The organism is Paraburkholderia sp. FT54, assembly GCF_031585635.1.
Lineage (GTDB): Bacteria > Pseudomonadota > Gammaproteobacteria > Burkholderiales > Burkholderiaceae > Paraburkholderia.
The window spans coordinates 119,254-143,414 of record NZ_CP134198.1 but is presented as its reverse complement, the minus strand read 5'-3'; the positions used below and the strand labels follow the sequence as shown (position 1 = coordinate 143,414).

Genomic DNA, 24,161 nt, shown 5'->3' with positions numbered 1-24,161 from the left:
TCGTCGTCCTGCCGTTTATGTCTGATCCTTGATGTTTCCCGCACATCCCCTTCAGGAGAATTGCATGAATCACTCTGTCACGCCTGGCGCTGCAACCGCCCAACACAACAGCCTTGCCGAAGAGTTCGAACACGAACCGGTTCCACTCCCCAGACGACAATCGTTGAGGTCAGTAGCAGCCGTATGGTTTGGATTCCCGATGGTGCTGACACAGGCAGTGTTCGGCGGCATCATCACGCTCAACCTGGGTTTCATCCATGCCGTGCTCGCCATCCTGATTGGCAACTTCGTGCTGTTTCTCTACGTGGGCGCCCTCAGTCATATCGCGGGTTCCACCGGGCTCAACTTCGGCATGCAGGCCAAGGCGACCTTCGGCACCAAAGGCTATGCCGTCGCAAGCGGCTTTCTCTCAACTGTCGTGGTCGGATGGTACGCGTTCCAGACCGGGCTGACCGGTGCAACCGTGCATACCGCGTTCGGCTGGAACGCGACAGCCGTCATCGTTTTCGCGATGGTGCTCTATACCTTCATCACGTTCCTTGGCATCAAAGCGCTCTCCGTGGTCGGCCTGATCGCGGTGCCCTTCTTTATTATCATGGGTCTGGTGGCCGTGGGATTCGCCGCGGGAGAGCATGGCCTTTCCAGCATCATGACGTACACCGGCACCGCAAGGACAATGAGCTTCGGTAGCGCAGTCACGCTTGTCATTGCAACCTTCGCGGACGCCGGCACCATGACGGCGGACTTCACGCGTTGGTCGAAAAATGGACGGGACGGTGTAATCGCTTCGTTCTCTGCCTTCCCCGTGGCCAACTCCATTGCATTTCTGTTCGGCGCAGTCGTCGTGGCGGCTGGCGCCGCGGTCAACCCGACGCAAAACGGCGGTGACTTCCTGCCGCTCCTGAGCGGCCACGGGCCGGTGGTGTCGGTATTGGCGCTGATATTCGTGTTTGTCAACCTGGGTTCGGTCTGCGCGCACTGCCTCTATAACGGCGCAGTGGGCTACAGCCACCTGTTCGGCAGCCGCATGCGCGTGATGACGCTGGTGCTGGGCCTGATCGGCGGCCTGGCCGCGGTTGCGGGCGTCTGGAGTCTGTTCCCGTACTGGCTCAGCATGCTCGGCATGTTCGTGCCGCCGATTGGCGCCGTGATGATCATGGACCAGTTGTTCTTCGGCAACGCGGGCCGGGTCGACGACGCGGAACCGTTCCATGGCAAGGCATTCGCAGCATGGGCGCTGGGTTCGATCGCGGCGGTCATCGTGCACATGTGGGTACCGGAATACGGCGAAGCGCTGATCGGGATAGTGATAAGCGGCGTGACATACGCGGTGCTCGGGCGCGGTCGCACTCAGCGCGCTGCGCTCAATCAATCGATCTGAGCGTGCACGGTCGCCGATGCGGCGGGCTTGCGATGATCTGCGAAGGAGGGCAAGCGCCCTTCCTCGCAGATCGCTGAAGGAACTGTTGAAAAGGTGCGGTTCCGCTTATGGCGCTCACTGCAGGAGTTCGGGAAAGCGGGCGACGTTCTCCGGTATCCAATCAACGCGCGCCCAATAGGCCGTGAGCCTAGTCGCCATATCACCATTGATCACCGCGCATTGCAGGCGGGTCTCACTGCATATTGACCAGAGTCAGATCAGTCAGCCAGGACTGCGCGGGGACGAAGGCGCTGTTTGGCGGAAGGGAGCCGCGGCCGCTGCAGACCCCGGGCACGTACTGGGAATACAACGATGTGCGCATCAACCAGTTCTCGCTCGCGCTGCTGCATCTACTTGAACGCCCATTGCCCGAGTTTCGCGAAGCGATCATGCAGCCGCTCATCCGCTCCAAGCCAGCGGCTGAGAAAAATCCGTGGTGTCGGCCCCATAATTGCAACTGCCGTCATCTCCGTCGGAGGCAGCGCGACTGAGTTCGAGCGCGTCGTCCCGTTCTTCGACAGCTATGGTATTCCACTCTCGCGTGCTGACCGACCGGGGCACCGAGTACAGCGGCAACCCCGAATACCACGAATACGAGCTGTATCTGGCCGTCGAGAACATCGATCACACCCGCACCAAAGCGCGTTCTCCGCAAACCATCGGCATCGTTGAGCGCCTGCACAAGACCATGCTCAACGAGTTCTATCGTCGGGTTGCGCTTCGCAAGAAGTTCGACCCATCGGTCGACGCGCTGCAGACCGATCGTAACGCATGGCTTGACCAGCACAACAACGAGCGCGAACATCAGGGTCGATGGTGCTACGGCAAGACGCCCACGCCGGATGAGCTTTCCTAAAGGTATCGAATGTTAGTTGCCTGTGCAACGTCGCACCAATGGCGTGCTGTGACGCGAAATGGTGCGCGGCTGGTGCATGCGCAGATCATTCACATAGCCCTTTTGCTCAGTGTGAAATGTGAGTGATCCCACTTCCCTTTGGGGATCGCAAAGGATCGAAGAACCGCACGTATCGTGTGGCGCAAACTGGCATAGCCGTTGCTTAATAAACCACGCTGGGGTTCGCCGCACGCGACGAGCATCAAAACAGCACTCCCGTTGTCCGAGACAAAGGCGTCTTGGATAACACCGGCCAAAAAGGTCCGACATCAGCGCGTCTGATGCCGGACCTTTTTCGTTTTGCGATCTCATTATTGTCGGAGTTGAAGCAATGAAAAGAGGTACGTTTTCAGCAGAAGGTTCGGGCTCTGCTACCGGTGCCGTGCCCCGGCTTGGGCGTGTTCTGCTCGCTACGCTCAGCGCCTGCGCTTTCGGGTTCGCTCACCCCGCTTCCGCGGCGCCGCTGCAACCCATCGAATTTTCCGAGGCCGTACATAACCTCGGTTACATCGACCTTTACGTTGCACAGCACGCGAAGCTGTTCGAGAAGTACGGGCTGACCGTGCACCTGACCGCGGCCGGTGGAGACACGCAGGCTTTCGCCGCGGTGCTCGGCAAGACCGCGCAGTTCGCCGTCGGCGATCCCACCATGGTGGAGATGTCTCGCGAACGCGGCGGACCGGGCATGGTCGTCGGGACGCTGGTGCAGCGTGCTCATTACTTTGGCGTATCGAAGACCGTGGCGCGTATCACCGATCCCAAGGCTTTCAAAGGCCTGACCCTGGTCACGTCGCCCGATCCGAATACCGAATACAGCGTCACGAAGAAACTGCTGCAGGACAATGGCCTGAAAGTCGGCACAGACGCGAAGATCGTCGAAGTCACCCCAGGCACGGAAATCGGTGCAATGCTCGCGGGCCGTGCCGACATCGCGTTCGCGCAGCAGCCGATGGTCGCGGCCGCAATGGCGCAAGGGGCGAAAGTGGTATTCGACTTCTCGAGCTATATGGGTCCGTTCTGCAATACGGGGATCATGGTACTGCCCGAGTATGCCAAGGCCCATCCCGAGATCGTGCAGTCGCTCACGAACGCATTGGAAGAAGCCGCACGTCTTACGTATGCCAAGCCAGACTACGCGAAGGAGGTTGCCCGTGCGGAGTTCCCGGACCTGCCCGCCGACGTTGTGAACAAGGCAATCGACATGGAGTTGCAGTATAAGATCCCGGCGCAAACGCTGCCGGTCGACCGGCAGCAGTGGGACAAGCTGATATCGATGCAGAAGTACCTGGGCAACGTACAAGGGACGCTGTCCTATAACGACGTGATCGACAACACCTTTTCCAACAAGGCAGTCAAGACCGCCGTGGCAGGAGCAGGCGTAACGGTGGCGGGGTCCAAATGAAGGTGGCGGGCGCGGAAGCGCCTCCGGCGCAGGCGGGAGGGGCGGTCCACCCGCTGACCCCACTGGTTGCGTGCGGGGTCGGCAAATCATATGGCGAAGATGACGGGGAGTTGAATCAAGTCATCGGTGACATTTCCTTCAGCCTGCGCGCGGGGGAAATTGTCAGCCTGGTGGGCCCGTCTGGTTGCGGCAAGACCACACTGCTGAACCTGATGAGCGGTCTTACGCAGCCGACACGTGGCTCGGTGCTGTGGCACGGCCAGCCGCTTCAGGACGTCCCCAAGGGCATCGGCTACATGTTGCAGAAGGACATGCTGATGCCATGGCGCACCGTGCTGGCCAACGTCACACTTGGCCTCGAACTGACCGGAATGCCGCGCGCGCATCGCGAGAAAAAGGCGCATGCGATGCTCGGCAAGGTCGGACTCGCACCGTATTACAACTATTACCCGTCGGCTCTATCGGGCGGCATGCGTGCGCGCGTTGCGCTCGCACGCACGCTGGTGACCGACCCCGAAGTGATGCTGCTAGACGAGCCGTTCGCCGCGCTCGATTTCCAGACGAAACTGGTGCTGGAAAGCGACATGGCCCGGCTGGTCAGGGGCCAAGGTCGCTCCGTCCTGCTGATCACACACGACGTCGAGGAGGCGGTCTCGTTGTCAGACCGTGTGATCGTCCTCACCCACCGTCCGTCCAGCATCAAGGCAATCCACGAGATCCACCTGGATTGCGACCGCAACGACATGATGGCCGCCCGCGACGCTGCGGGCTTCACCGCCCACGTACGCGAGATCTGGTCTCAGCTCGACGTGCGCATGGGTGAACGTTGAAAAGGAACCCGCGTGCAAGAAACCCGCTCCCCGGCGCCCCCGTATGCCCCGGCAGCCCTCAAATGGCGCAGGCTGCTGCGCCGCTCCCGCAACAAGCTCGTCGTGGCCGTCTGCCAACTCGCGCTACTCGCTGCACTGCTCGCCCTGTGGCAAGTTGCGACGTCCAGTCAGGCGCTGGCCTTCCTGTTCGGTTCGCCCAGTCAGATCTGGGGTTACCTCGTAAAAATGCAGCAGGATGGCAGTCTCGTGCACGACGCCGGCGTGACTGGCATGGAAACGCTGCTTGGCTTTCTGTTCGGCAATGTCATCGGCACCGTGCTCGGCTTGTCACTATGGTATTCGCGCTTCGTCTCGAAGGTCATGCAGCCGTTCATCGTTGCGCTGGGCTCGATTCCGATCGTCGCACTCGCGCCTATCGTCATCATCTGGTTCGGTACCGGGCTCCCGTCCAAACTCGCGATGTCGACGCTGTCCGTCGTGGTGGTGGCGCTGGTCACCGCGTACAAGGGGGCGACCAGCGTCGATGACGATCAGATCAATCAGATGCGCACGCTCGGCGCGACCAAGCGGCAGACTTTCCGTAAGCTGGTGATCCCCGCCTCACTGCGCGACATCTTCGCGGGCTTCAGGCTCACGGTCGGCTTTGCGTTGATTGGTGCCATTGTGGGCGAATTCATGTCGTCGGACGACGGGCTCGGCCATGCGATCTTCAAGGCGGGTAGCCTTTACATCATCCCCAAAGTATTCGCCGGCGTGGTGGTGACCATCGGGCTCGCGCTCTTCCTGTCGTTCCTCGTCGGTCGGCTCGAGCGCTTCCTCATGCCCTGGCACAAGTTTGATTGATTTAAGCCATCCGCCGCGACTTTGCCGGCGGGCGGCATTTAGCAACCCCTGAAGGAGTAGGCAGCATCCTATGAGCACGCTATCCACACATCACCAGATCATCCGCAAGGATGACCTGAAGTACGCACTGACGGCTACCGATGGTTTCATCGCTGAAGTCTCGCCTGGCGAAACCTTCGAGGTCGAGACCGAATTGAACATCGGTGGCCACCTGATCACGCAACTCGACGAAAAGCTTGACGAGTCGAAAGTGAAGCTCCCGTTCGTCAATCCGGCCACCGGGCCTGTGCGTCTGCGCGGCGCGAAGCCTGGCGATATGGTCGTGATCGACGTCCTCGAAGTTGGCGTGCACGGCCTCGGTTATACCGCGCTGTGGCCGGGCATCGGCATTTTTCCGGATTGGGTCCGTAAGAAGGAATTCGGCATTCAGAATCGCAACGTCGTCGTCGAAAATGGCATTGTTCACTGGAGCGACTCGCTCAAGCTGGAAGCCAAACCGATGATCGGCGTGATCGGCGTGGCGCCGGTGGCGGGCGGCACGCTCACCGTCGACAACGGTACCCACGGTGGCAACCTGGACATCCAGGAAGTCACGAATGGCAATCGCATCATGTTTCCGGTGTTCCATGAAGGCGCGTACCTGTATTTCGGCGACGTGCACGCGTTGCAGGGCGACGCCGAGTGTAACGGCATGGGGGCGATCGAAATTCGTGGCCACCTGAAGCTCAAGGTCGATCTCGTCCGCGCGCCGAGCCGCATGACCTGGCCGCGCATCGAGACGCCGACGCACATCTGCACCGTCGGCTGCGCGCGGCCGCTCGACGACGCGCTGCGCATCGCGTTCGAGGAAATGGTCTATTGGCTGGAAGAGGGCTACGGCATCCCTGGTGCCGAAGCCTACATGCTGCTCGGCCAGATCGCGGAAGCGCGCTGTACCCAGATGGTGAATCCGAAATACACCTATATCTGCAAGGTCGACAAAAAATACTTGCCCAAGCGTTGAGGAAACGGCATCGGCCGCGGATTCAGTGCCGAGGCTGACCAGCACCACCGCAAGGCATCGAGACCGGACTCCTTGGTGACGATGCTGGCGCTGGTTGGCACGGGCATTGTGAACATTCCGTGGCCGACGATGCTGTCGGTCATCGCGCAAATCGTCGCCAGCGAAGCTCAACAACGTCGCCGCGGTACTGCGCGAATTCTTCAGCAAGCACGCGCCGCTGATCGTGCCGTTCATGGTCCTTGCGCTGTGCCATGGATCAATCTCGACTCGGTCTTTGTGTCCGGCGTACCGGGCCCCTCGGCCCGCGACGCTTGCGAACACGGCTGCGTCAGCGTCGTCGCGCTCGGGCAAGGCTGGCCCGGCACGGGCGATTGTGCTGTGAGCACCGTCGATTTCCTGAGCGGTTAGGGCCCGAGGAACTGGCAAGCGCCAGTCTGTTGTAGAACTTTTGATTTCGAAGAAAGAGGAAAGAAAGGCGATGCCGACTTATCCCTATCGTTGTGAAACCTGTGGCACGTTCTCCGTCATGCGTCCTGTCGCTGAACGCGACGCAGCCTGTACTTGCCCCACGTGTAGCGCCATAGCGCAGCGCATGCTGGCAATGCCTGCGCTGGCCTTTATGTCGTCGACGGGGGGTGCCGAACGCCAAGTCAACGAACGTGCGGTTTACACGCATCAGCATGGAGCGGGGTGCGGCTGCGGGTCGAGCGTACAGTCAGGCGCCGAATCGCCGGTGAGCTGAATGGTTTCGCCGCCGGCGCCTTCGAGCGCCCGGCCCAATCCACGGCGTCGTCCACCGTCCGGAGCGGCGGGCAGCAGAGTGACGCGATGGACTTTAACCATTCATCTTCGACCAGGTCAACAATACAACAAGGATAGGTGAACCCATTGAGCAATTTGAACCTCCAATTGGCGCAGGCACTGCTCGCACGCGCGGTCGATAACGTGCGCCAGCAGTTTGGCAAGCCGGTGTGCATCTCCGTGTGTGATAGCCACGGCCTTCTCGTTGCATTTTTCCGGATGGACGATGCTCCCGTGCGCAGCATCCAGTTAGCGCACCAGAAGGCTTACACGTGTACCCGTATGGGTGTGACAACGGAGGCATTCCATGCGCGGCTGCGCCGCGACGAAATTCCAATCAGCTATTTCTGCGATCCATTGTTGACTGCGCTGCCGGGCGGTGCGGTGCTAAGCGACGCCCAAGGCGGCGTGATCGGGGCGATCGGTATAAGTGGCCTCACGCCAGCCGAAGATCAGGCTGTCGCCGACGAGCTTGCCCGCTTCGGCACCCCATGCCACTTGCAGGACGACGCGCCATTAGGTGTGCGCGGGTAATCTTTTTGCCGTGTTATATCGTGCTTTAACAAGAGAACAATCAATGAAACGGTTTAACGTTTATGTGACACGAATGATCTCGCAAGAGACGATTGACGAACTGCGGCAGTTCCACGACGTCGAGGTCAATCCGCATGATCGGGCACTCACGCGCGACGAACTGCTGGAAGCAGTGCAAGGTCGGGACGCCGTAATCACCCTGCTGACCGACACAATTGACGGCGAAGTGCTCGATGCCGCCGGCCCGCAATGCAAGATCTTCGCGAATTACGCTGTTGGCTTCAATAACTTCGACCTGCAGGCGGCGACTCAACGCGGCGTGATCATGACCAATACGCCGGGTGTGCTTGACGACGCCACGGCAACATATGCATGGGCGCTAATGCTTGCGACAGCACGGCGCATCTCTGAGTCCGAACGCTTCGTGCGTGCGGATAAGTGGCAGGGGTGGGCGCCGATGGCATTTATCGGCCAGGACGTCGACAACAAGACTCTGGGTGTCGCAGGCATGGGTCGGATCGGATCGAAATTCGCGCGCAAGGCGGCCGCCTTCGACATGAAGGTGATCTACACCGACGCACATCGCAATCCCGAAATCGAACGTCAGGTCGGCGCGACATTTGTCGACAAGGAAACGCTCCTGCGAGAGTCGGATTATCTGTCGTTGCACCTGCCGCTTCTGCCAGAAACGCAGCATTACATCGGCGCGGCTGAGCTTGCGAAGATGAAGCGGACAGCCATCCTGATCAATGCAGCCCGCGGTCCGCTGGTCGATGAAAAGGCACTCGTCGCCGCGCTGCGCGACAAGGTAATTTGGGGGGCCGGGCTCGACGTGTTCGAGCGCGAACCCGAACTCGAGCCAGGATTGAGCAGCCTCGATAACGTGCTTGTCGTACCGCACATCGCTTCCGCGACGATCGAGACGCGCCTTGCGATGGGTAAGATCGCAACGGAAAACGTCATCAGCGTGCTGAAAGGCGAAAAGCCGCAGACCTGTATCAACCCCGAAGTATTGCGCTCCGCGGCGTAAAGCTTGGCGCTGCTGTCAACGGTTTAAGAAGAACTCATTGAAGAGGAAGTCATGGCAAAAGTTGGATTTATCGGTCTGGGTGTCATGGGTGCGCCGATGGCCGCCAATCTGCAGCAAGGCGGCCATCAACTATTTGTGCACGATCGGAACCCTGCGCCGGCGAACTTGATCGAGAATGGTGCGACGCTCTGCGAGTCCGGCAAAGCGGTGGCACAGCAAGCCGACATTGTTATCTTGATGGTGCCCGATACTCCACACGTGGAGTCGGTGCTCTTTGGGGAAAACGGCGTAGCAAGCGGACTCCGTGCGAATCAGATCGTGGTCGACATGAGTTCGATTTCGCCGATTGCGACGAAGGAGTTCGCAAGGAAGATCAACGAACTCGGATGCCAGTACCTCGATGCTCCGGTATCGGGTGGCGAAGTGGGCGCAAAGGCCGCGTCGCTGACGATCATGGTCGGCGGTCCGCAGGCGGTGTTCGACAAGGTCAAGCCTCTGTTTGAACTGATGGGCAAGAACATCACGCTCGTCGGCGGTAACGGCGATGGCCAGACCACCAAGGTGGCGAATCAGATCATCGTCGCCCTGAACATTCAGGCGGTGTCAGAAGCGTTGTTATTTGCCTCGAAGGCCGGCGCGGATCCGGTGAAAGTGCGCCAGGCACTGATGGGCGGCTTCGCAGCGTCGCGGATTCTCGAAGTGCATGGCGAGCGGATGATTAAGCGGACGTTTGATCCGGGCTTCCGCATCGAACTGCACCAGAAGGACCTCAACCTCGCCTTGCAGGGTGCCAGGGCGCTTGGCGTTTCCTTGCCTCATACTGCGTCCGCGCAGGAACTGATGAACGCTTGCGCCGCGAACGGCATGAGCAGGCTCGACCACTCGGCTCTGTGCAGGGCAATCGAATTGCTGTCCAGCTACGAAATCGCCGGCAACTAACGCCACCTATTGTGGTAAATGGACCCGACTGGGCAGGCAATATGCTGCCCAGCGTTTCCTTCGTTTCATCAAAGCATCACACACGATGCTTGCGTCCAACCCACGGTATGGGGTGCCTTTGATTTTCGTGCATTTTTCCGGCCAGGGGCACCTAAGTCTGGCGTGGCTCCGCCTTGTGACCCTGTATAAATTGTCCTTCCAATCAAGTACCTGCTGACTAGCCGTCTGAGGTGTGCGATTCACAGACATCGTTTCACTTTCCTGAATGCCGTTTTCTTGGTGCGCTTGAGTTCGTGGCTCCGGTAGGAGACGCGAGTTCAAGCGCACGCCGATGATGTTCGGCAAGGGTCTTGTCAACTCGCCATTCGCGATGCCGGATTCTCTCTTTCAGCCCGTCGTAGGCGCTTTCCACCTGCTCCGCGAGAGGTGTGATTTCGCCCACTTCTGCGATGCGGTCGACGGGCGTCTTGCCACCGAGTGAGCCGTGCGGGCGGCGCCAGTTGTAGTCGAACTGCCACTCCTCAATTCGCCGGTCAATCTCGTTCTCGGTAGTGGCATGGTGGAACCAGAACTCGTTGAGGTCAGTAAGCTGTGAACGCTCGACCTTGCCATTGAGGTGTGGGGAGCGTGGCGGAATCGGCCGGAATTTGATGCACTCGTTCATCAGACGCCGCTGCACCGATTCGGCGAAGAACTCGCCACCCCTGTCGGTCTGGATACGCTGGATTGGAAATGGCATCTCTTCGATGACACGATCAAGAAAAAACAGCGTATTTCGGGCGTTTCGGCGCGGGTAGACAGCCAGTACGCGGAAGCGCGAGCAGTCGTCGATGGCCGTGTATTGATAGACGCCTCGCGCGATCTTCATCGTGTCCATCTGGACTCGATCCCCGGGAACCGGGCGGCTATAGCGTTTGGGATTTGCCGGCCGCCTGGAACGCACCAATGGCTTTACAGACGCCTTGGTCAGAACCTTGTGAATGGTCGCGAGGGACAGTTCTCTTTGTTCATGTAGCCGTAACTCGTTCTGAATCCGGCGTGCTCCCTTGCGCTCTGCACGCAGTTGGAGAATCGTCGCCCGATCAGCTTCGGAAACCTTTCGGTTTGGACTGTTGAGAGGGCGGCGACTTTGGGAGCGCAGACCTTCTTCTCCAGCATCCCAGTAGCGCCGTAACCATTTGCGAAGTGTCGGTCGCGAGATGCCACACCGCGCGCATACGAGACCGGCGTTGCCGGTCTCGTGATACATCAGCACCCAACGTAATCGAGTTGCAATCTCGCGGTCCATCGCTCCATTTTAGTTGAAACGATGTGTGTGAATCACACACGTGATACATCAGCACCCATCGCAATCGAGTCGCAATCTCACGGTCCATCGCCTCATTTTAGTTGAAACGATGTCTGTGAATCGCACACATAAGGATACCTTATTTATTGAATAGGACAGCATTCGAGACGGCAGGTGTAGTAGTATCCTTGAGTCCGAGAGTGCGGAGATTGAACTGACCCTTGCGGATGCGGTGCATCAACTCGATGCCTGAAATCGTGGTCTTCGCCCACCTGAATCGTTTGAATCCGAGCATCACGTTCGTTCTGGACTTGATGTTTCGATGATCCTGTTCGATCACGTTATTCAGATACTTCGAGGAGCGCACATGCGTCCCCTCAGGCAGCAGAGCGTCAGTGATCATCTCGCGCACGGCCCGGTGCGAGGCGGCATACCCATCGAGCGTGATCGTCTCCGGTGGCTGGCGCTGATGTTTGATGGCCTTGCTGAAAAAGGCTTTGGCCGCGCTCACATCGCGCTTTGCCCTGAGCATGAAGTCCACTGTCTGGCCGACACGATCTACCGCCCGGTAGAGATAGACCCACTTGCCACGAATCTTCAGATAGGTCTCGTCAACACGCCATGACCGGCCAGTGGGTATGCCAAACCGGTTCCAGCGCTTGACGAACTCCGGCGTAAAGCGCTTTACTCAACGCATAATCGTGGTGTGTGCCAGCGACAATCTCCGCTCGGCCATTATCTCGACCAGATCGCGCAGACTAAGCTTGTAGCGAAGGTACCAGCGCACACACAGAACAATGATCTCCCGATCAAAATGCCGGCCGTCGAACAACCCCTCCAGACCCTTCCCCTTGCTCATCGCCGCCCACCGGATTGATTGGATCGCTACTTTAACCGGTCCAATGAATCTATTTGCACCAGAACCCTTTGTACTGCACCATGAGTGTCCTGTCCTGCGAGTGGGGTTGGCGATGCGCCCACTACAACGGACACACGAATGGAACAAAACGAAGTGATTTTGGGTGTTGACACGCATCTGGATACGCATGTCGGGGCTGCGATTAGCGACACAGACACAGGCAAGCTTCTCGGAACGCTGTCGGTAACGACCGACACGGCAGGATATCTCAACCTGCTGACATGGGCGAACTCGTTTGGCCAGTTACGCCGCGCCGGGGTTGAAGGGACCGGCACCTACGGAACGGGATTGGCCCGCGTGCTGCGCGATCATGAGATCGAGGTGCTTGAAGTCAATCGTCCCGATCGCGCGATGCGCCGATCCAGGGGGAAGTCAGATCTTACTGATGCCGAAAACGCCGCGCGTGCGGTACTCTCCGGAAGGGCGACGGCTATCCCAAAGGAACAGTCCGGTGCCGCCGAAGCGATGCGCGCCGTCTCTGTTGCCAGGCGCAGTGCGGTCACGGCCAAGACGCAGGCTATCAACCAGTTACGGGCTTTGCTCGTCAGCGCGCCGCAGGAAATCCGTGATCGTCTTCTGAAAGCGAAGACGGCAGCATGCGTTGAGGGTTGCGTCCGTCTTCGCTCGTTGGGTAAAACGCCAATGTTGCAAACGCTGACCACTACGCTGCGGTTGCTGGCGAAGCGTTGGCTGACGCTGGCAGAGGAGCTCAAAGCACTCGACGCCATGCTTGACAGCCTCACCAGCCAGCATGCCAGGCGGGTTCGCGAACGATTCGGCGTCCGCCCGCAGACCGCTGCGGTACTGGTTGCGGTCGCGGGTGACAATCCCGAACGTCTGAAAAAAGCGAAGCTGCGCTGGCGGCACTTTGCGGCACAAGTCCGTTGCAGGCGTCGTCCGGCAAGACGGTCCGGCATCGTTTGAACAGGGGCGGTGATCGGTCTGCAAATAACGCCCTATGGACCATTGCCATGGTTCGGATGCGCAGTGATCCGCGTACCCGCGCGTATGTGGATCGTCGGACAAAGGAAGGCATGTCCAACAAGGAAATCCATCGCTGCCTGAAACGCTATATCGTCCGGGAACTATACCCGCTCATCCTGGCCGATCTGGCCGATTCGACGCCTGTCCCTTGACATAGGAGCGTCAACGCACCGACCGAGAGCTTGTGGGGATCGCTTAAGCGAGCACGCATCCTGGGCCAGCGCTTTGCAACGCGTCGGGAGGCGATGGACGAGGTAATCGACTGGTTGAGCTTCTACAATCATTCGCGGTTGCACTCGACGTTGGGCTACCTCAGCCCAATGCAATTCGAGCAGGACTGGTACGCCGCCCAGAACAAACGGGTGGCATAATCTCCGCTCAGTTAAGGGATCCGAAATTCGCGGGCAACGTCAAACGGCCTGGCTCGACTCATCGGCTCATCCCATTGTCTGGTTGGCCCACAGGTCTTGCCGGATGACGCATTCCCTTCGCTCCCCCCCATTACGAGGCTTCATCGCTACTACGAAATGCTCCACCCCTGTACCCCGCATCGGTACTCTCGCTTTCTTCGAGTCCTTCAAATCAAGCTTCTCCCTTCGCATCGTGATGACAGGTTCCTATGTTCCATTCGATCGCCTGGAGTAACGTCACGCCGTCTATATGCCGGTCGCCACCAAGCCAGTCATCAGGCTTCCGCTTGGTTCTTCCCAGGGTGCAGCGTGAACCCTGGTTTTGACGAATGCGATGCATCAGTTCGGTGCCGACGATCGTAGTGGCTGCATTGCCGAAGCGTTTGAAGCCGAGCATTGCATTGATCCTGGACTTGATGTTGCGATGGTCCTGCTCGATCAAGTTGTTCAAATACTTCGACGATCGCAAAGTCGTCTCCTTCGGCAGCGACTCGCTGTGCCCATCATTTCAGCCGGGTCTCGAGAGCTGAGTTTGTAACGCAGGTACCAACGTACACACAGGACAATGACTTCGCGGTCGAAGTGACGGCCATGGAACAACCAGTCGATGTCTCTCAGTGTACTCATTGCGGGCTCGTGCTCCTCAAAAGCCCCAGGGTAAGCCGACCCTTCCGATGTGCACCAGAGCGAAAAAACGCCCGTGCACACCAGCCCGGCATGCCTAGCCGCCCGTCACCGTCAGCACGGGCGGATCGGTCACGATCGACTTGAGTTCGCTTACCGTAGACGAGAGCGCGCGAAGATCGGGGAGCGGACGGTTCAGTACCGCATCATTGCGCAGCGCGGTTTCAAGCGACTCGGCCATGTCAAGCAGCCGCTCGTCGCCGCGAAACGGACCGACGAGTTGCAGGCCGAACGGCATGCCCGCGTGATCGGTACCACAAGGTAGCGACAGGGCCGGGTTCGTTAGCAGCGTGACGACGTAGGTAAGCGCAACCCAGCGGTAATAGTTGTCGAGCGGGCGGCCATTGACCTCGGCGAGATGCCACCGGGACCAGGGAAACGGAGAGATCGACGAGGTAGGCGAGACTATTACGTCGTAGTCGTCGAATTTCGCCTGGAAGCGGCGGAAAATCTTCGTCTGCTCCGCGTGCGCCCACACTGCGTCGCGAAGCGACATCGCCTGCGCCATTTCGTAGTTGGCGCGCGTGTTCGGGCCGAGCAGAGCTGGGTCGCGCTCGTAGGTCTCCCTGAAACTGGCGAGGAAGTTCTGCGCGCGGATCACGTCGAAAGCGCGGTCGGCCTCGCCCATGTCGAGATCCACCGGCTCGCACAGCTTGACGTAGCCTGCGATCGCCGCCATCTTCGTGCGGAAGGTCGCGCGCGTCGCATTGTCGACAGCGCACACGCCGAAGTCTTCCGTATAGCCGATACGCAGCTCGCTGACGTCGAGTGGCGCGCCATGCCCGAATGCTGACCCGGCGATGCGATACCCGAGCGGATCGTTGTGATGCAAGCCGGCCTGGGCGGCCAGTTGCAGCCGGGTGTCCGCGACGGTGCGCCCCATTGGACCACTCACGTCGATGGGCGTCCAGCCGAGCACCTTGCGGTCGATCGGCACGAGGCCCGGCGAAGGCCGGAATCCGACCACGCCGCACAGCGCCGCGGGAATCCGCAGCGAGCCGCCCGTATCCGTGCCCGTGCAGAGCGGCAGCATGCTGGTGGCGAGCGCGACGGCCGAGCCGCCCGAAGAGCCGCCAGCGTTCAACAACGGATTGAACGGATTGCCGGTAGCGCCCCAGACCACATTGCGCGTGTTGGCCCCCGCGCCCATCTCGGGTGTGTTGGTCTTGGCGGTTAGGATAGCGCCCGCGGCGCGCAGGCGAGCCACGAAGGCGTTATCGCGGACCGGCACGTTGGCGCGAAAAAGCGGTGAACCGTAGGTGGTCAAAAGGCCTGCCGTTTCCTCCAGATCCTTGACCCCGAGCGGCAACCCGTGCAAAGGGCCGAGCGGCCCGCCACGCGCAACGGCCAATTCCGCGCGCCGCGCTTCCTCGCGCGCGCGCTCGAAGCAGGTCGCCGCCACGGCGTTGACGGCCGGGTTGATCGCCTCGATCTGAGCGATGCAGGCCTCGAGCAGTTCGACCGGGGAAAGGTCGCGGCGCCCGATGAGTTCACGGGCTGTCACCGCCGACAGGGAAACCAGCGAATCGTCCATATCTTGTATGTTCCTGGAATAAGCGTTGGCTTAGCTGGGCGTCCGGTTCACGGCGAAAGGAACACCCTACGCGCTGCGGCCGACCGGTTGGCCCCACCTGCGCCCCCAAGAGAGCACACGCCAAGCGCACCGCCTGGCTCGCTTTAGCCGTGGGCGACCTCCGTCGGCGCCCACTGGGTAACCCAGGCGACGATCGCGTTGCGCGTGTTTTCGAGGTGTATCCGGCTCTGCTCGCGCACGGACAGCGCATCGCCCGCCCGGAAGGCGTCCAACAGCTGCGCGTGCTCGCGGTTGTTACTCTCCATGAGGTCTTGCTTGACGTGCATCGCCAACGACACATAGGGACGCGCGACACCCGAGAGGCTTTCGACGATCTCGAACAGACGGGTCTTCTCCTGACTCCCTATCAGGTGCCGGTGGAATTCCACGTTGAGCAACGCCCATTTTTCGGACGACAGGGTCGCGCTCATGGTTGCGTGACATACAGTGGCCGCCGCGAGATCGGCGGGCGCGAGCTGCCGGCAGGCCCGCTCCGCGAGCATGGGCTCGAGCAGCATGCGCAGTTCGTAAATCTCGCTCACGTCTTCCGCAGTGAGGCCGCGTATTACGACGCCCCGGTTCGGGTCGATCGACACCAGCCCCTCCGCCCGCAGATCGCGAAACGCCTCGCGCACAGGTGTCGTGCTGACGTCCAGGCGCTTGGCCACCTCTTCCTGTCTGAGACGAGTATTCGGCGGATACACTCCCTTCAGGATTTCGGCCCTCAATGTTCCGAGGACGTATTCCTGGATGGTTCGATAGGGCCTGCTCAACGTATCCTCCTTTTGCCGCTTCGCCGTGTTAGAGCATGCCCCGCACTATAACCGACACTGGCGCGCTCGCAGACCGTCAGGCGGACGCCACTTCGGGATACCCAGCCGATACGGATGCGGCCGGCCATTGCGCCTGCAGCTGGCTTTCGACCCAGGCCGCGATCTGCAGCGTGCTCAGATCCGCGCCGAACTCGCCGACCACCTGGAACGCAAGCGGCAAGCCATTGGCGGTGCGGCCCGACGGCACAGTCACGGCTGGGCTGCCTGTAAGGCTCCATGGTGCGCAGAAAATCCCGTCGCCTGTGTCCGAGAGCCCTGCGGGTGCCTCGCCAGGCGCCGACAGGGTTACGAGCGCCTCGCATCCGGCGAGCAGCGTCTTCGATTCGCGACGCAACCGCGCCTGCAGCGCAATGGCAGCCTCGTACTCAGCGGCAGGCGTTGCCGCGCCCGCCGCGATCAGCCTATGCATGTGCTCACTGACGAGCTCACCATGCCCGGCGGCGATGGGGCCGATCGCGCGGTGCGCCTCGACGCACGCAATGACCTGCACCGCGTCGACCATAGCCTGCATATCTGCGCCGTATTCAAGCTCGACGAGCACGGCGCCGGCGGCGCGCAGACGCTCGAGCGAGGCATCGAAGTTCTCCTTCTGTGCCGGCTGCACCCGGTCCCAGAAGGGCGTGCGTAACACGCCCAGCCGGGCTGGAGCATTGGCCGGGAACCATGCGGTCCATGCTTCGAGGCTCGCCAACACCTCAGATCGGTGCTCGACGAAGAGTGCATGCGCGAGCGCCACACCCTCTACCGTCTGCGCGAAAAAGCCGACATGATCGAGCGAGCCGGACAGCGGATGCACACCGTCGCGGGACACCTTGCCGAAACTGGGCTTGTAGCCGACGACTCCGCAATAAGCGGCCGGCCGGATGACCGAGCCGACGGTCTGCGTACCGAGTGCAAGTGGCACTATGCCAGCGGCCACGGCTGCCGCTGAGCCGCTCGACGACCCGCCCGGCGTGTGCAGTCGGTTCCACGGATTGACCGTGGGTCCAGGCTCACGCCAGGCGAACTCGGTCGTCACCGTCTTCCCGAAGACCACTCCGCCCGCCTGCCGGATGGACTCGACGATACGCGCGTCCGCCGACGGCTGGTGTCCGCGATAGACCGGCGACCCGTAGGCAGTCGGCATGTCGCGTGTATCGATCAGATCCTTGATACCGACCGGCAGGCCGGCGAGCGGTCCATTGACTGCGGCATCCACGTCATAGTTGTCGGCTCGCGATGTGAACGCGCGGAGCCAGGGCTCGAGTTCGTCAGCGCGCGCCTTTGCGGCTGAGAGCCGTGCGCGGGCAGCCTGGGCGTCGCCGCGGCTGGCAAGCAGAGTAGTCAGCAACGATTGCTTTTGCATTCTGGTGATAGCTTTACTGTTGATCGCGCAACTTGCGCGAGGAATCCGGATCGATTCGAGCGGGCGTCGGCATTGCGCGAGCGCCGTCTCACGTTCCCGTGCCTATTTGCGCGCTGCTGCCGCCGCAAACGAATTGTCCACCGCGCCGGCATATGTCACGCTGCCCGGCTTGATGTTGCCGAGGGACTCCTGCAGGGCCAGCGCGTTACGGAACGCCTGCTCGGAAATCTCGGGTGTCGCTGCGAAGATCTCCTGGTCGATCATGCGCTGTACGGCGCTGTCGACCACCTTCGGGTCAAGCGTCGGAAACTCGGTCCGCGCAACAGCCTTCGCCGTATCGGGCGAATGCTGGATCAGCGCCTCGGCCTCGCCGATCGATTTCACGAACGCAGCGACCATCTGTGGCTTGGCTTTGATCGTGGAAGCGAGCGTGTCCATGCTGGAGAATACATAGCCGCCCGGATAGGCCCTGGGGAACCCGTAGACGATCCGGTATCCCTGTGACAGCCCGGTATCGACCTGTGGCTCGTAAAGCGCCGCCGCTTCGTCGCGCCCCGCGCTGACCGGTGCGAGCTCCGTGCCGATCTGCACGGTATCGAGCTTCACGTTAGCGAGCTTTCGCTCGCTAACGAGGCGCTGCAGCAGATACGTACTCGTCGTCGGCGGTAGCGCAGTGGCCACGCTCCTGCCGGCCAGATCGGACACCTCCTTAACCGACGAGGCCGGCGGCGCGATGATCCAGACGGGCACGCCTGCAACCACGTTCGCCACATTGACGAGCGACGCGCCCTTGAGGTTGGCAAGCATCGCCGTCATCGGGTCCTGCAGCGAAAAGTCCGCGTGACCGCCGATCACCGCAGCCACTCCGGCTGCGCCGCCGCCGGCCGTCACTTTCTGCACCGTGAGACCGTTCTTTGCAAACAAACCTTTGTCGAGCGCCACGTAAAGCGGCAGATACTGAATCGACTGAAAGGCCTGATAGACGACTACCGGCTCGGCAGCAACCGCCATGCGGGCCCCGGAAGCGGCGACTGCCGCCACAAGGCAAGTGCCCAGAAACTTCACCGTTTTCTTTTCCATGTAATCACCTTTGCTTCCGTAAATTGAACAATCCAGCTCAGAATCGATGCCATCAATGTGAGAACGATAATGCCCAGCCAAACAGTATTGAGGTCAAACAAAGAGCCAGCGACGAACACTTCGTGACCCACTCCCACCTGCGAAGCGATGTATTCGCCCACCACCGAGCCGATCAGCGCGAAGCCGATGTTCACGCGCAGTGTCGAGAAGATCCACGGCAGTGCGCTAGGTACGATCAGTTTGCTGAAGATCATGCCCGGCTTCGCCTTGAACGAGCGGAACAGATTCAGCAGGTCCTGATCCACCTCGCGCGCCGCGGCGCACGCGGAAATCATCGCGACAGCGAAGGTGGAGATGCCGGCGAGCCAGATCTTCGAGGCCATGTCCGAGCCGAACCAGATGACAATCAGCGGACCGAGCGCAATCTTCGGAATGCTGTTCAGAATGACCGACAGACCTTCGGCCACGCCTGAGACCCTCGGCACGAACCAGAGCAGCAGCCCGAGGCCGATACCGAGTCCGCTGCCGACCACGAGGCCCATCAGCGTTTCGAAAAGCGTCGCCAGCGTGTCTGGGACGAGTGTGCCCTGCGGCGAGAGGCCCAGCACCGCAGCCCGGTAGATTCCCTCGGGCGAGCCGAAAAGGCGGCCGTTGACCCAGCCAAGCGTAACCGCCAATTGCCAGGCGGCCACAATCACGACGACGATCGCGACGACAATGCCGGTCGTGCCAAGCGTTTTGGAGCGGCCGCTTGCTGCGCGTTTGCTCGTGACCGTTGGTGAGATCGCGACATCGCTCATGCCGAGGCTCCCGCGTGCTGGATTGAGTGTCCGCGCAATCCGCTCCAGATGCGCGCGTGGTAGGCACGGAACTCTGGCGCTTCGCGCGCCGATACCGCCGTGCGGGGCCCCGAGGTGGAGAGTCGAACGTCGATGTTGTCCTCGATGCACGCCGGGCGTCCGCCAAGGAGAATGACGCGGTCGCTCATCGCGATTGCCTCCTCGATGTCGTGCGTCACCAGAATTACGCTGGTGCCGTTCTGCTTGCGCAATTCCATGACGTCGTCCTCCAGCGTCAGGCGGGTTTCGTAGTCGAGCGCCGAAAACGGCTCATCGAGGAGCACGAGCGTCGGATCGACGAGCAGCGTGCGGGTGAGCGCTACGCGCTGGCGCATGCCGCCCGAAAGCGCGTGCGGATGCGCGTCGGCGAAGGAATCGAGGCCGTAACGCGCCAGCATTTGTCTCGCGCGTTCGATGTCCTCGCGCCGAACTTTGCGGTAAAGCTCGATGCCCAGCACCGCGTTTTCCAGCACCGTGCGCCATGGCAGCAGCAAGTCCTTTTGCAGCATGTAGGCGATGCGCCCCTCGCCGCCATCGGCGCGTCGGCCGACTTCCACGCGCCCGGACTGCGGCGTGAGCAGCCCCGAAATGAGATTGAAGAGCGTGCTCTTGCCGGCCCCGCTGCGCCCGACGATCGACACGATTTCGCCACTACCGACGCTGAAATCCAGCCTATCGAAAATGGGCACGCTGTCGCCGTCGGCGGTCTGGAAGGCATGACTCAGCTCGCAAGCCCGCAAGCGCTCACTGCGCCTGGCCGCAGGCGTTGAGACCTTTGCCCGGCGCGGCGAAGAAAAATTAGGTGAACTCATGGACAGACATCCTTGGAAGAAACGCATTTTGCAAGCGTGATGCAGCAAGACCACCCTCCTTCTTGCCCTCGCCGCTGCGGTCCTCAAAGACCGGTGCGGCGCCGACACGGAAAACTGTGCATCAGGGATAATGCATAATGCACACTTCAAAAAAAGACGCCAACGAATCAAAAAAACAGGACGCCTTGCCGGGCGCAAGTGCGACAACGCGGCGCAGGCAAGCATTTTTTCGGGACCAAGGACCTGACAAACATCATCCTGGATCGATGTCTCCGCGCGCCGCGCTTGCCGATCTGCTGCCCGGCCATCTGCGCAACCGGCCATCTTCCGTGCCTGCCGAACCCACCCGCCGAAGGTCGGGGTGGCTCCGAAGGAGCTCAACTGATCACGACGCGGGCTGATCACCGTTCACACAGGGCGGGGATCTGCAGGAGCGACTTATGACGAGACGACCCAGCATGGCGACTCGACGGGACGCGATTTCGCTTCTGCTCGCATAACGGAACATCGCCCAACGCCGTCATACTCAATCCCGCTGCAAGTGACCCAAATGCCACTTGCCCCCTCCACCTTGCGCGCAGCCAGCTTATGATAACGGCCGTGTAACACCAGCAGCATGCTGACATTCGCGATGTTCTATGCGATCCTAACGCCCGTCCACATGAATTGGTTTTTTAGCGCACGTGTATAGAAAGTGTCGGTTTTGTCCTCTCCGAAGTTGCACCGTGTGAAACCCATGCCTCGAGCCAAACCCAAACGATTGCCCGGCAACTTCACGCTGGCGCTCGTCGTCACTGTGATCGTCGCCAGCTTGCTGCCCTGCCGCGGGCACACCGCCGTCTCCGTCAACCTGATCGCAAACATTGCAATTGGCCTGCTGTTCTTCCTGCATGGCGCCAAGCTGCCGCGCGGAGCAATCGTGGACGGTGCGAGGCATTGGCGACTGCACCTTGTCGTCGTTCTCAGCACGTTTGTGCTGTTTCCGCTGCTCGGTCTCGCGCTGAGGCCGGTACTGGCGCCGCTCGTCACGCCGGCACTGTACATGGGCGTCCTGTTCCTGTGCACGCTGCCTTCCACCGTGCAATCGTCGATCGCCTTCACGTCGATCGCCAAAGGCAACGTGCCGGCTGCCGTGTGCAGCGCGTCGGCCTCCAGCCTGATTGGGATTTTCATCACGCCGCTGCTCGTGAGCGTCACGCTTACGAAGCAGAACGCGGGCTCGAGCGCGTCGCTGAATGGCATCTGGGATATCGTGCTGCAGATCCTCATGCCGTTCATCGCAGGCCAGTTGCTGCGGCCGTGGATCTCCGCTTCGCTCGAACGCGGTATGCCGTTGCTGCGGTATGTCGATCAAGGCTCGATCCTGCTCATCGTCTACACGGCTTTTAGCGAGGCCGTGAACGAGGGCTTGTGGCACCGGACACCCGTGGCGGCACTCGGCGGCCTGGTTGTGGTCGACGCCGTGCTGCTGATGGTGGCGCTGCTGGTCACGGGCTTTACCGCCAAGCGGCTCGGATTCAGCAAGGAAGACCAGGTTGCGATTGTGTTCTGCGGGTCGAAAAAAGGCCTGGCTTCGGGCATATCGATGGCGAAGGTGCTCTTCTCGGGCCCCACGGTCGGGGCCGTCGTGCTGCCGCTGATGCTGTTCCACCAGATCCAGTTGATGGTCTGCGCCGTCCTCGCCCAGCGCTGGCATACACGCAACACGCGTGGTGAAGCCAAGCCGCAGGCCGCGAGCGAACCTGCCGCCGTTGATGTTCGCTAATTTTGCCAGCGGCAAAACGGTAGTGTCGCGTTAAACGAAGGTGGGGTGAGCAAACGCCCGCAATGAAGAGGACTGCCTACATCGCGAGAGAATAGAATTGATCGGCAGCAGTCGCAGCGACGCCATCATCATGCATCTGCCCTTTACGAATCATGTGCGCAATCTCGATGCCGGAAAGGATGATGCGCGCGCAGCGAAAATCCTTGAAGCCCATCGTCGGTCTGATGATCCGTTTGATGGCGCGGTGGTCCTGCTCGACGATGTTGTTCAGGTATTTGTTTTGCCGGACTTTGATCGGTGTTGATCGCCCGGTGTTGAGCGTTTCGAGGGCGGCCAGATTGGCGCCGCTCTCGTCCACCGTGATCGTCTCGGGCTCGCCGTTCTGTCCAATCGCTTTCTTGAAGTAGCGGTGCGATGCGGCCTTGTCGCGATGGGCGCGCAGCAGGAAATCAACCGTGTTGCCCGCCTTGTCGACGGCGCGGTACAGAAATTTTCATTGGCCCTTGACCTTAACGTAGGTCTCATCTACACGCCAGCTCCTGCCCGCCGGGCGCTTGCGACGGCGAAAATGCCTTTTCAAACAGCGGCGCGAGTTTGATCACCCAGCGATGCACCGTCGAATGGTCAACCTCGATACCCCGCTCGGCTATTATTTCCTCGAGGTTGCGCAGGCTCAGCGAATACGCCACGTACCACCGCACACACAGCAGGATCATATCTAGTGGATAGTGCAGGCGTTTGAGCACCTTGCCAATGTCTGCGGGAAGTGTCTTGCGCGCCGTTTTCTTCTTCCTGGCCATCGGATTCGCCGTCAGTATCAAACCGCGAATTTTACCGCAGAGCCTTGTTGCGACACAGCCAGTGCTACCGTTGCCATTGCAGCCCTTGCACATTCATACTCAACCTGGCCACAGACGTCGATCGGCTCACCGAATTCGCGGAACGCTTCCAAATACTCCCGGACGGCGTACACGGTTGCCAGGTACTCGCGCAGCTCGGAGATAACCTTGCGGCTCAGGACGTGCCACTGAAGCTTGTCCGGATAGGCAAAGACGGGAATGGACACGCCCTTGCTGGCTTCGCGGCTCATCGGGCCGACCGGCTCCGATGCCGCCCAAGCGGCCTTATGCATCATTGTCCGACAGGTTCGAGCGTAGCTTTCCAACGACAACGCAAGCTCCAATCCAGTGTCGCGTCGCTGACGCTTGCGCTCCCTGGCATCCCTTGCCGAGATCCACGCGAGCGTTATGACAGAGCCGACGGCCCCTGACGCCAGCGCCAAAATCACCGGCGTGTTCCAGTCAAGTCGCTGGAGATATTCAAGCCATTCCTGCCGCATACGATGCACCTCCGAGAAAGAGGTGGACAGAGTATAAGCAATCGTTTGCGGAATATTCAGAGCAAAAAATGCGGTGTGTTCGTTCGCAGAGACGTTTCGGTTGTCTCTTCATGGCGAACCTTGCCGATCGTCTAGCTGTCCGATCACAATCGGTCGCCTCGACCTAGGTTGCCTGACCGTTGTAGACTCTGTGCACCGCAACATCTAGTCGCTACGAGCCAATGACAGTCAATGGAAGCAACTTTGACGACGAAGTACGCGCGGAACTGCTCTGCTATCTTGTGGTGGGGCAGCTGGTTGCGCGAGTACGCACCGGCGGTTGGCTTCGAACCGACCATGCCGTTGAGTTGCTGAACATCTGGGCAAACGGCAACAGCGCTCAAGTGGACTGGCTGGACCGCGTGTACCTTGGCGCCCAGTCGGTAAAGGTGGCAACTGGTTTTGCCGGGTTGCCAGGATTCGCAGATTCGGATTCACTTGCGCAACTATTCACGGGTGGATGGCGTCTGAACTATCGCGCGCCACGTGTCCAACCGATCTCTACTGCTTGCAAGAGCGAGTTGAAGTCGGGGCGTTGACAGACTTCGATGCCA

At 60.6% G+C, this 24,161-nt stretch carries 20 protein-coding genes and 8 pseudogenes; 16 read left to right on the top strand and 12 right to left on the bottom strand.

Features of this window, described 5'->3' with window-relative positions:
• Nucleotides 1–64 precede the first annotated feature (64 nt).
• The 12 genes and pseudogenes from RI103_RS37685 to glxR all read left to right on the top strand — a co-directional run bounded on the left by RI103_RS37685 (nucleotide 65) and on the right by glxR (nucleotide 9,697).
• Nucleotides 65–1,381, top strand: a complete 1,317-nt coding sequence (locus RI103_RS37685; RefSeq protein ID WP_310819688.1) for a cytosine permease — start codon at nucleotides 65–67, stop codon at nucleotides 1,379–1,381.
• Nucleotides 1,382–1,686: 305 nt separating this feature from the next.
• Nucleotides 1,687–1,821: pseudogene (locus tag RI103_RS37680) on the top strand (serine hydrolase); the annotation flags it as partial.
• Between the two features lie 94 nt (nucleotides 1,822–1,915).
• A pseudogene (locus tag RI103_RS37675) lies at nucleotides 1,916–2,276 on the top strand (integrase core domain-containing protein); the annotation flags it as partial.
• A 370-nt stretch (nucleotides 2,277–2,646) separates the two neighbouring features.
• Nucleotides 2,647–3,717: an ABC transporter substrate-binding protein gene (locus RI103_RS37670; protein ID WP_310819687.1), complete on the top strand. Its 1,071-nt coding sequence runs from the start codon at nucleotides 2,647–2,649 to the stop codon at nucleotides 3,715–3,717.
• Nucleotides 3,714–4,547, top strand: a complete 834-nt coding sequence (locus tag RI103_RS37665; RefSeq protein ID WP_310819686.1) for an ABC transporter ATP-binding protein — start codon at nucleotides 3,714–3,716, stop codon at nucleotides 4,545–4,547. The genes RI103_RS37670 and RI103_RS37665 overlap by 4 nt, the downstream gene beginning before the upstream one ends.
• Nucleotides 4,548–4,559: 12 nt before the next feature.
• Nucleotides 4,560–5,390, top strand: a complete 831-nt coding sequence (locus RI103_RS37660; RefSeq protein ID WP_310819685.1) for an ABC transporter permease — start codon at nucleotides 4,560–4,562, stop codon at nucleotides 5,388–5,390.
• Nucleotides 5,391–5,460: 70 nt separating this feature from the next.
• Nucleotides 5,461–6,393, top strand: coding sequence for an acetamidase/formamidase family protein (locus RI103_RS37655; protein ID WP_169488530.1), 933 nt, complete (start codon nucleotides 5,461–5,463; stop codon nucleotides 6,391–6,393).
• Nucleotides 6,394–6,465: 72 nt separating this feature from the next.
• Entirely contained in the window at nucleotides 6,466–6,801 is a 336-nt protein-coding gene (locus RI103_RS37650; protein WP_310819684.1) for a hypothetical protein, read from the top strand.
• A 70-nt stretch (nucleotides 6,802–6,871) separates the two neighbouring features.
• The gene (locus RI103_RS39865) at nucleotides 6,872–7,135 is read left to right on the top strand and encodes an FmdB family zinc ribbon protein (protein ID WP_409077096.1); all 264 of its coding nucleotides are present in this window, start codon (nucleotides 6,872–6,874) and stop codon (nucleotides 7,133–7,135) included.
• 146 nt (nucleotides 7,136–7,281) lie between these two features.
• Entirely contained in the window at nucleotides 7,282–7,728 is a 447-nt protein-coding gene (locus RI103_RS37645; protein WP_310819683.1) for a heme-binding protein, read from the top strand.
• A 43-nt stretch (nucleotides 7,729–7,771) separates the two neighbouring features.
• Nucleotides 7,772–8,758 carry a D-glycerate dehydrogenase gene (locus tag RI103_RS37640; protein WP_310819772.1) on the top strand — a complete coding sequence of 329 codons (987 nt, stop codon included), beginning with the start codon at nucleotides 7,772–7,774 and terminating at the stop codon, nucleotides 8,756–8,758.
• Between the two features lie 51 nt (nucleotides 8,759–8,809).
• Complete coding sequence (gene glxR, locus RI103_RS37635) at nucleotides 8,810–9,697, top strand: 2-hydroxy-3-oxopropionate reductase (protein WP_310819682.1); 888 nt, start codon at nucleotides 8,810–8,812, stop codon at nucleotides 9,695–9,697.
• A gap of 253 nt (nucleotides 9,698–9,950) precedes the next feature.
• Here the strand turns inward: glxR and RI103_RS37630 are convergent, their stop codons facing one another.
• The gene (locus RI103_RS37630) at nucleotides 9,951–10,985 is read right to left on the bottom strand and encodes an IS481 family transposase (protein ID WP_310819681.1); all 1,035 of its coding nucleotides are present in this window, start codon (nucleotides 10,983–10,985) and stop codon (nucleotides 9,951–9,953) included.
• 139 nt (nucleotides 10,986–11,124) lie between these two features.
• Nucleotides 11,125–11,844, bottom strand: a pseudogene (locus tag RI103_RS37625) (IS6 family transposase).
• Nucleotides 11,845–11,982: 138 nt separating this feature from the next.
• On the opposite strand from RI103_RS37625, the pseudogene RI103_RS37620 reads away from it, so the two are divergent.
• Nucleotides 11,983–13,040, top strand: a pseudogene (locus RI103_RS37620) (IS110 family transposase).
• A gap of 12 nt (nucleotides 13,041–13,052) precedes the next feature.
• Nucleotides 13,053–13,259, top strand: a pseudogene (locus tag RI103_RS37615) (IS3 family transposase); the annotation flags it as partial.
• Between the two features lie 355 nt (nucleotides 13,260–13,614).
• Here the strand turns inward: RI103_RS37615 and RI103_RS39860 are convergent.
• The 8 genes and pseudogenes from RI103_RS39860 to RI103_RS37575 form a co-directional block, all read right to left on the bottom strand.
• Nucleotides 13,615–13,767, bottom strand: a pseudogene (locus RI103_RS39860) (DDE-type integrase/transposase/recombinase); the annotation flags it as partial.
• A 35-nt stretch (nucleotides 13,768–13,802) separates the two neighbouring features.
• Nucleotides 13,803–13,925, bottom strand: a pseudogene (locus RI103_RS37605) (IS6 family transposase); the annotation flags it as partial.
• A 94-nt stretch (nucleotides 13,926–14,019) separates the two neighbouring features.
• Nucleotides 14,020–15,516, bottom strand: a complete 1,497-nt coding sequence (locus RI103_RS37600; protein ID WP_310819680.1) for an amidase family protein — start codon at nucleotides 15,514–15,516, stop codon at nucleotides 14,020–14,022.
• 143 nt (nucleotides 15,517–15,659) lie between these two features.
• Nucleotides 15,660–16,328, bottom strand: a complete 669-nt coding sequence (locus tag RI103_RS37595) for a GntR family transcriptional regulator (protein ID WP_310819679.1) — start codon at nucleotides 16,326–16,328, stop codon at nucleotides 15,660–15,662.
• 76 nt (nucleotides 16,329–16,404) lie between these two features.
• Nucleotides 16,405–17,733, bottom strand: coding sequence for an amidase (locus RI103_RS37590; protein WP_310819678.1), 1,329 nt, complete (start codon nucleotides 17,731–17,733; stop codon nucleotides 16,405–16,407).
• Between the two features lie 102 nt (nucleotides 17,734–17,835).
• On the bottom strand, nucleotides 17,836–18,813 hold the full coding sequence (locus RI103_RS37585; protein WP_310819677.1) for an ABC transporter substrate-binding protein: 978 nt from the start codon (nucleotides 18,811–18,813) through the stop codon (nucleotides 17,836–17,838).
• Entirely contained in the window at nucleotides 18,795–19,613 is an 819-nt protein-coding gene (locus tag RI103_RS37580; protein ID WP_310819676.1) for an ABC transporter permease, read from the bottom strand. The genes RI103_RS37585 and RI103_RS37580 overlap by 19 nt, the downstream gene beginning before the upstream one ends.
• Nucleotides 19,610–20,293, bottom strand: a complete 684-nt coding sequence (locus tag RI103_RS37575) for an ABC transporter ATP-binding protein (protein ID WP_409077090.1) — start codon at nucleotides 20,291–20,293, stop codon at nucleotides 19,610–19,612. The genes RI103_RS37580 and RI103_RS37575 overlap by 4 nt, the downstream gene beginning before the upstream one ends.
• Nucleotides 20,294–21,200: 907 nt before the next feature.
• Between RI103_RS37575 and RI103_RS37570 the strand changes: the two genes are divergently transcribed.
• Complete coding sequence (locus RI103_RS37570) at nucleotides 21,201–22,229, top strand: bile acid:sodium symporter family protein (RefSeq protein WP_310819675.1); 1,029 nt, start codon at nucleotides 21,201–21,203, stop codon at nucleotides 22,227–22,229.
• Nucleotides 22,230–22,305: 76 nt separating this feature from the next.
• Here the strand turns inward: RI103_RS37570 and RI103_RS37565 are convergent.
• Both RI103_RS37565 and RI103_RS37560 read right to left on the bottom strand, forming a co-directional pair.
• A pseudogene (locus RI103_RS37565) lies at nucleotides 22,306–23,029 on the bottom strand (IS6 family transposase).
• Between the two features lie 17 nt (nucleotides 23,030–23,046).
• On the bottom strand, nucleotides 23,047–23,568 hold the full coding sequence (locus RI103_RS37560; protein WP_310819674.1) for a hypothetical protein: 522 nt from the start codon (nucleotides 23,566–23,568) through the stop codon (nucleotides 23,047–23,049).
• Between the two features lie 221 nt (nucleotides 23,569–23,789).
• On the opposite strand from RI103_RS37560, the gene RI103_RS37555 reads away from it, so the two are divergent.
• The gene (locus RI103_RS37555; RefSeq protein WP_310819673.1) at nucleotides 23,790–24,146 is read left to right on the top strand and encodes a hypothetical protein; all 357 of its coding nucleotides are present in this window, start codon (nucleotides 23,790–23,792) and stop codon (nucleotides 24,144–24,146) included.
• Nucleotides 24,147–24,161 lie beyond the last annotated feature (15 nt).

Excerpts from the sequence above, each read along its gene's own strand:
- glxR (WP_310819682.1), top strand. The coding sequence starts at position 8,810 with ATGGCAAAAGTTGGATTTATCGGTCTGGGTGTCATGGGTGCGCCGATG.
- RI103_RS37580 (WP_310819676.1), bottom strand. The coding sequence starts at position 19,613 with ATGAGCGATGTCGCGATCTCACCAACGGTCACGAGCAAACGCGCAGCA.
- RI103_RS37560 (WP_310819674.1), bottom strand. The coding sequence starts at position 23,568 with ATGCGGCAGGAATGGCTTGAATATCTCCAGCGACTTGACTGGAACACG.
- RI103_RS37585 (WP_310819677.1), bottom strand. The coding sequence starts at position 18,813 with ATGGAAAAGAAAACGGTGAAGTTTCTGGGCACTTGCCTTGTGGCGGCA.
- RI103_RS37555 (WP_310819673.1), top strand. The coding sequence starts at position 23,790 with ATGACAGTCAATGGAAGCAACTTTGACGACGAAGTACGCGCGGAACTG.
- RI103_RS37655 (WP_169488530.1), top strand. The coding sequence starts at position 5,461 with ATGAGCACGCTATCCACACATCACCAGATCATCCGCAAGGATGACCTG.
- RI103_RS37570 (WP_310819675.1), top strand. The coding sequence starts at position 21,201 with ATGCCTCGAGCCAAACCCAAACGATTGCCCGGCAACTTCACGCTGGCG.
- RI103_RS37670 (WP_310819687.1), top strand. The coding sequence starts at position 2,647 with ATGAAAAGAGGTACGTTTTCAGCAGAAGGTTCGGGCTCTGCTACCGGT.
- RI103_RS39865 (WP_409077096.1), top strand. The coding sequence starts at position 6,872 with ATGCCGACTTATCCCTATCGTTGTGAAACCTGTGGCACGTTCTCCGTC.
- RI103_RS37640 (WP_310819772.1), top strand. The coding sequence starts at position 7,772 with ATGAAACGGTTTAACGTTTATGTGACACGAATGATCTCGCAAGAGACG.
- RI103_RS37685 (WP_310819688.1), top strand. The coding sequence starts at position 65 with ATGAATCACTCTGTCACGCCTGGCGCTGCAACCGCCCAACACAACAGC.
- RI103_RS37630 (WP_310819681.1), bottom strand. The coding sequence starts at position 10,985 with ATGGACCGCGAGATTGCAACTCGATTACGTTGGGTGCTGATGTATCAC.
- RI103_RS37665 (WP_310819686.1), top strand. The coding sequence starts at position 3,714 with ATGAAGGTGGCGGGCGCGGAAGCGCCTCCGGCGCAGGCGGGAGGGGCG.
- RI103_RS37590 (WP_310819678.1), bottom strand. The coding sequence starts at position 17,733 with ATGCAAAAGCAATCGTTGCTGACTACTCTGCTTGCCAGCCGCGGCGAC.
- RI103_RS37600 (WP_310819680.1), bottom strand. The coding sequence starts at position 15,516 with ATGGACGATTCGCTGGTTTCCCTGTCGGCGGTGACAGCCCGTGAACTC.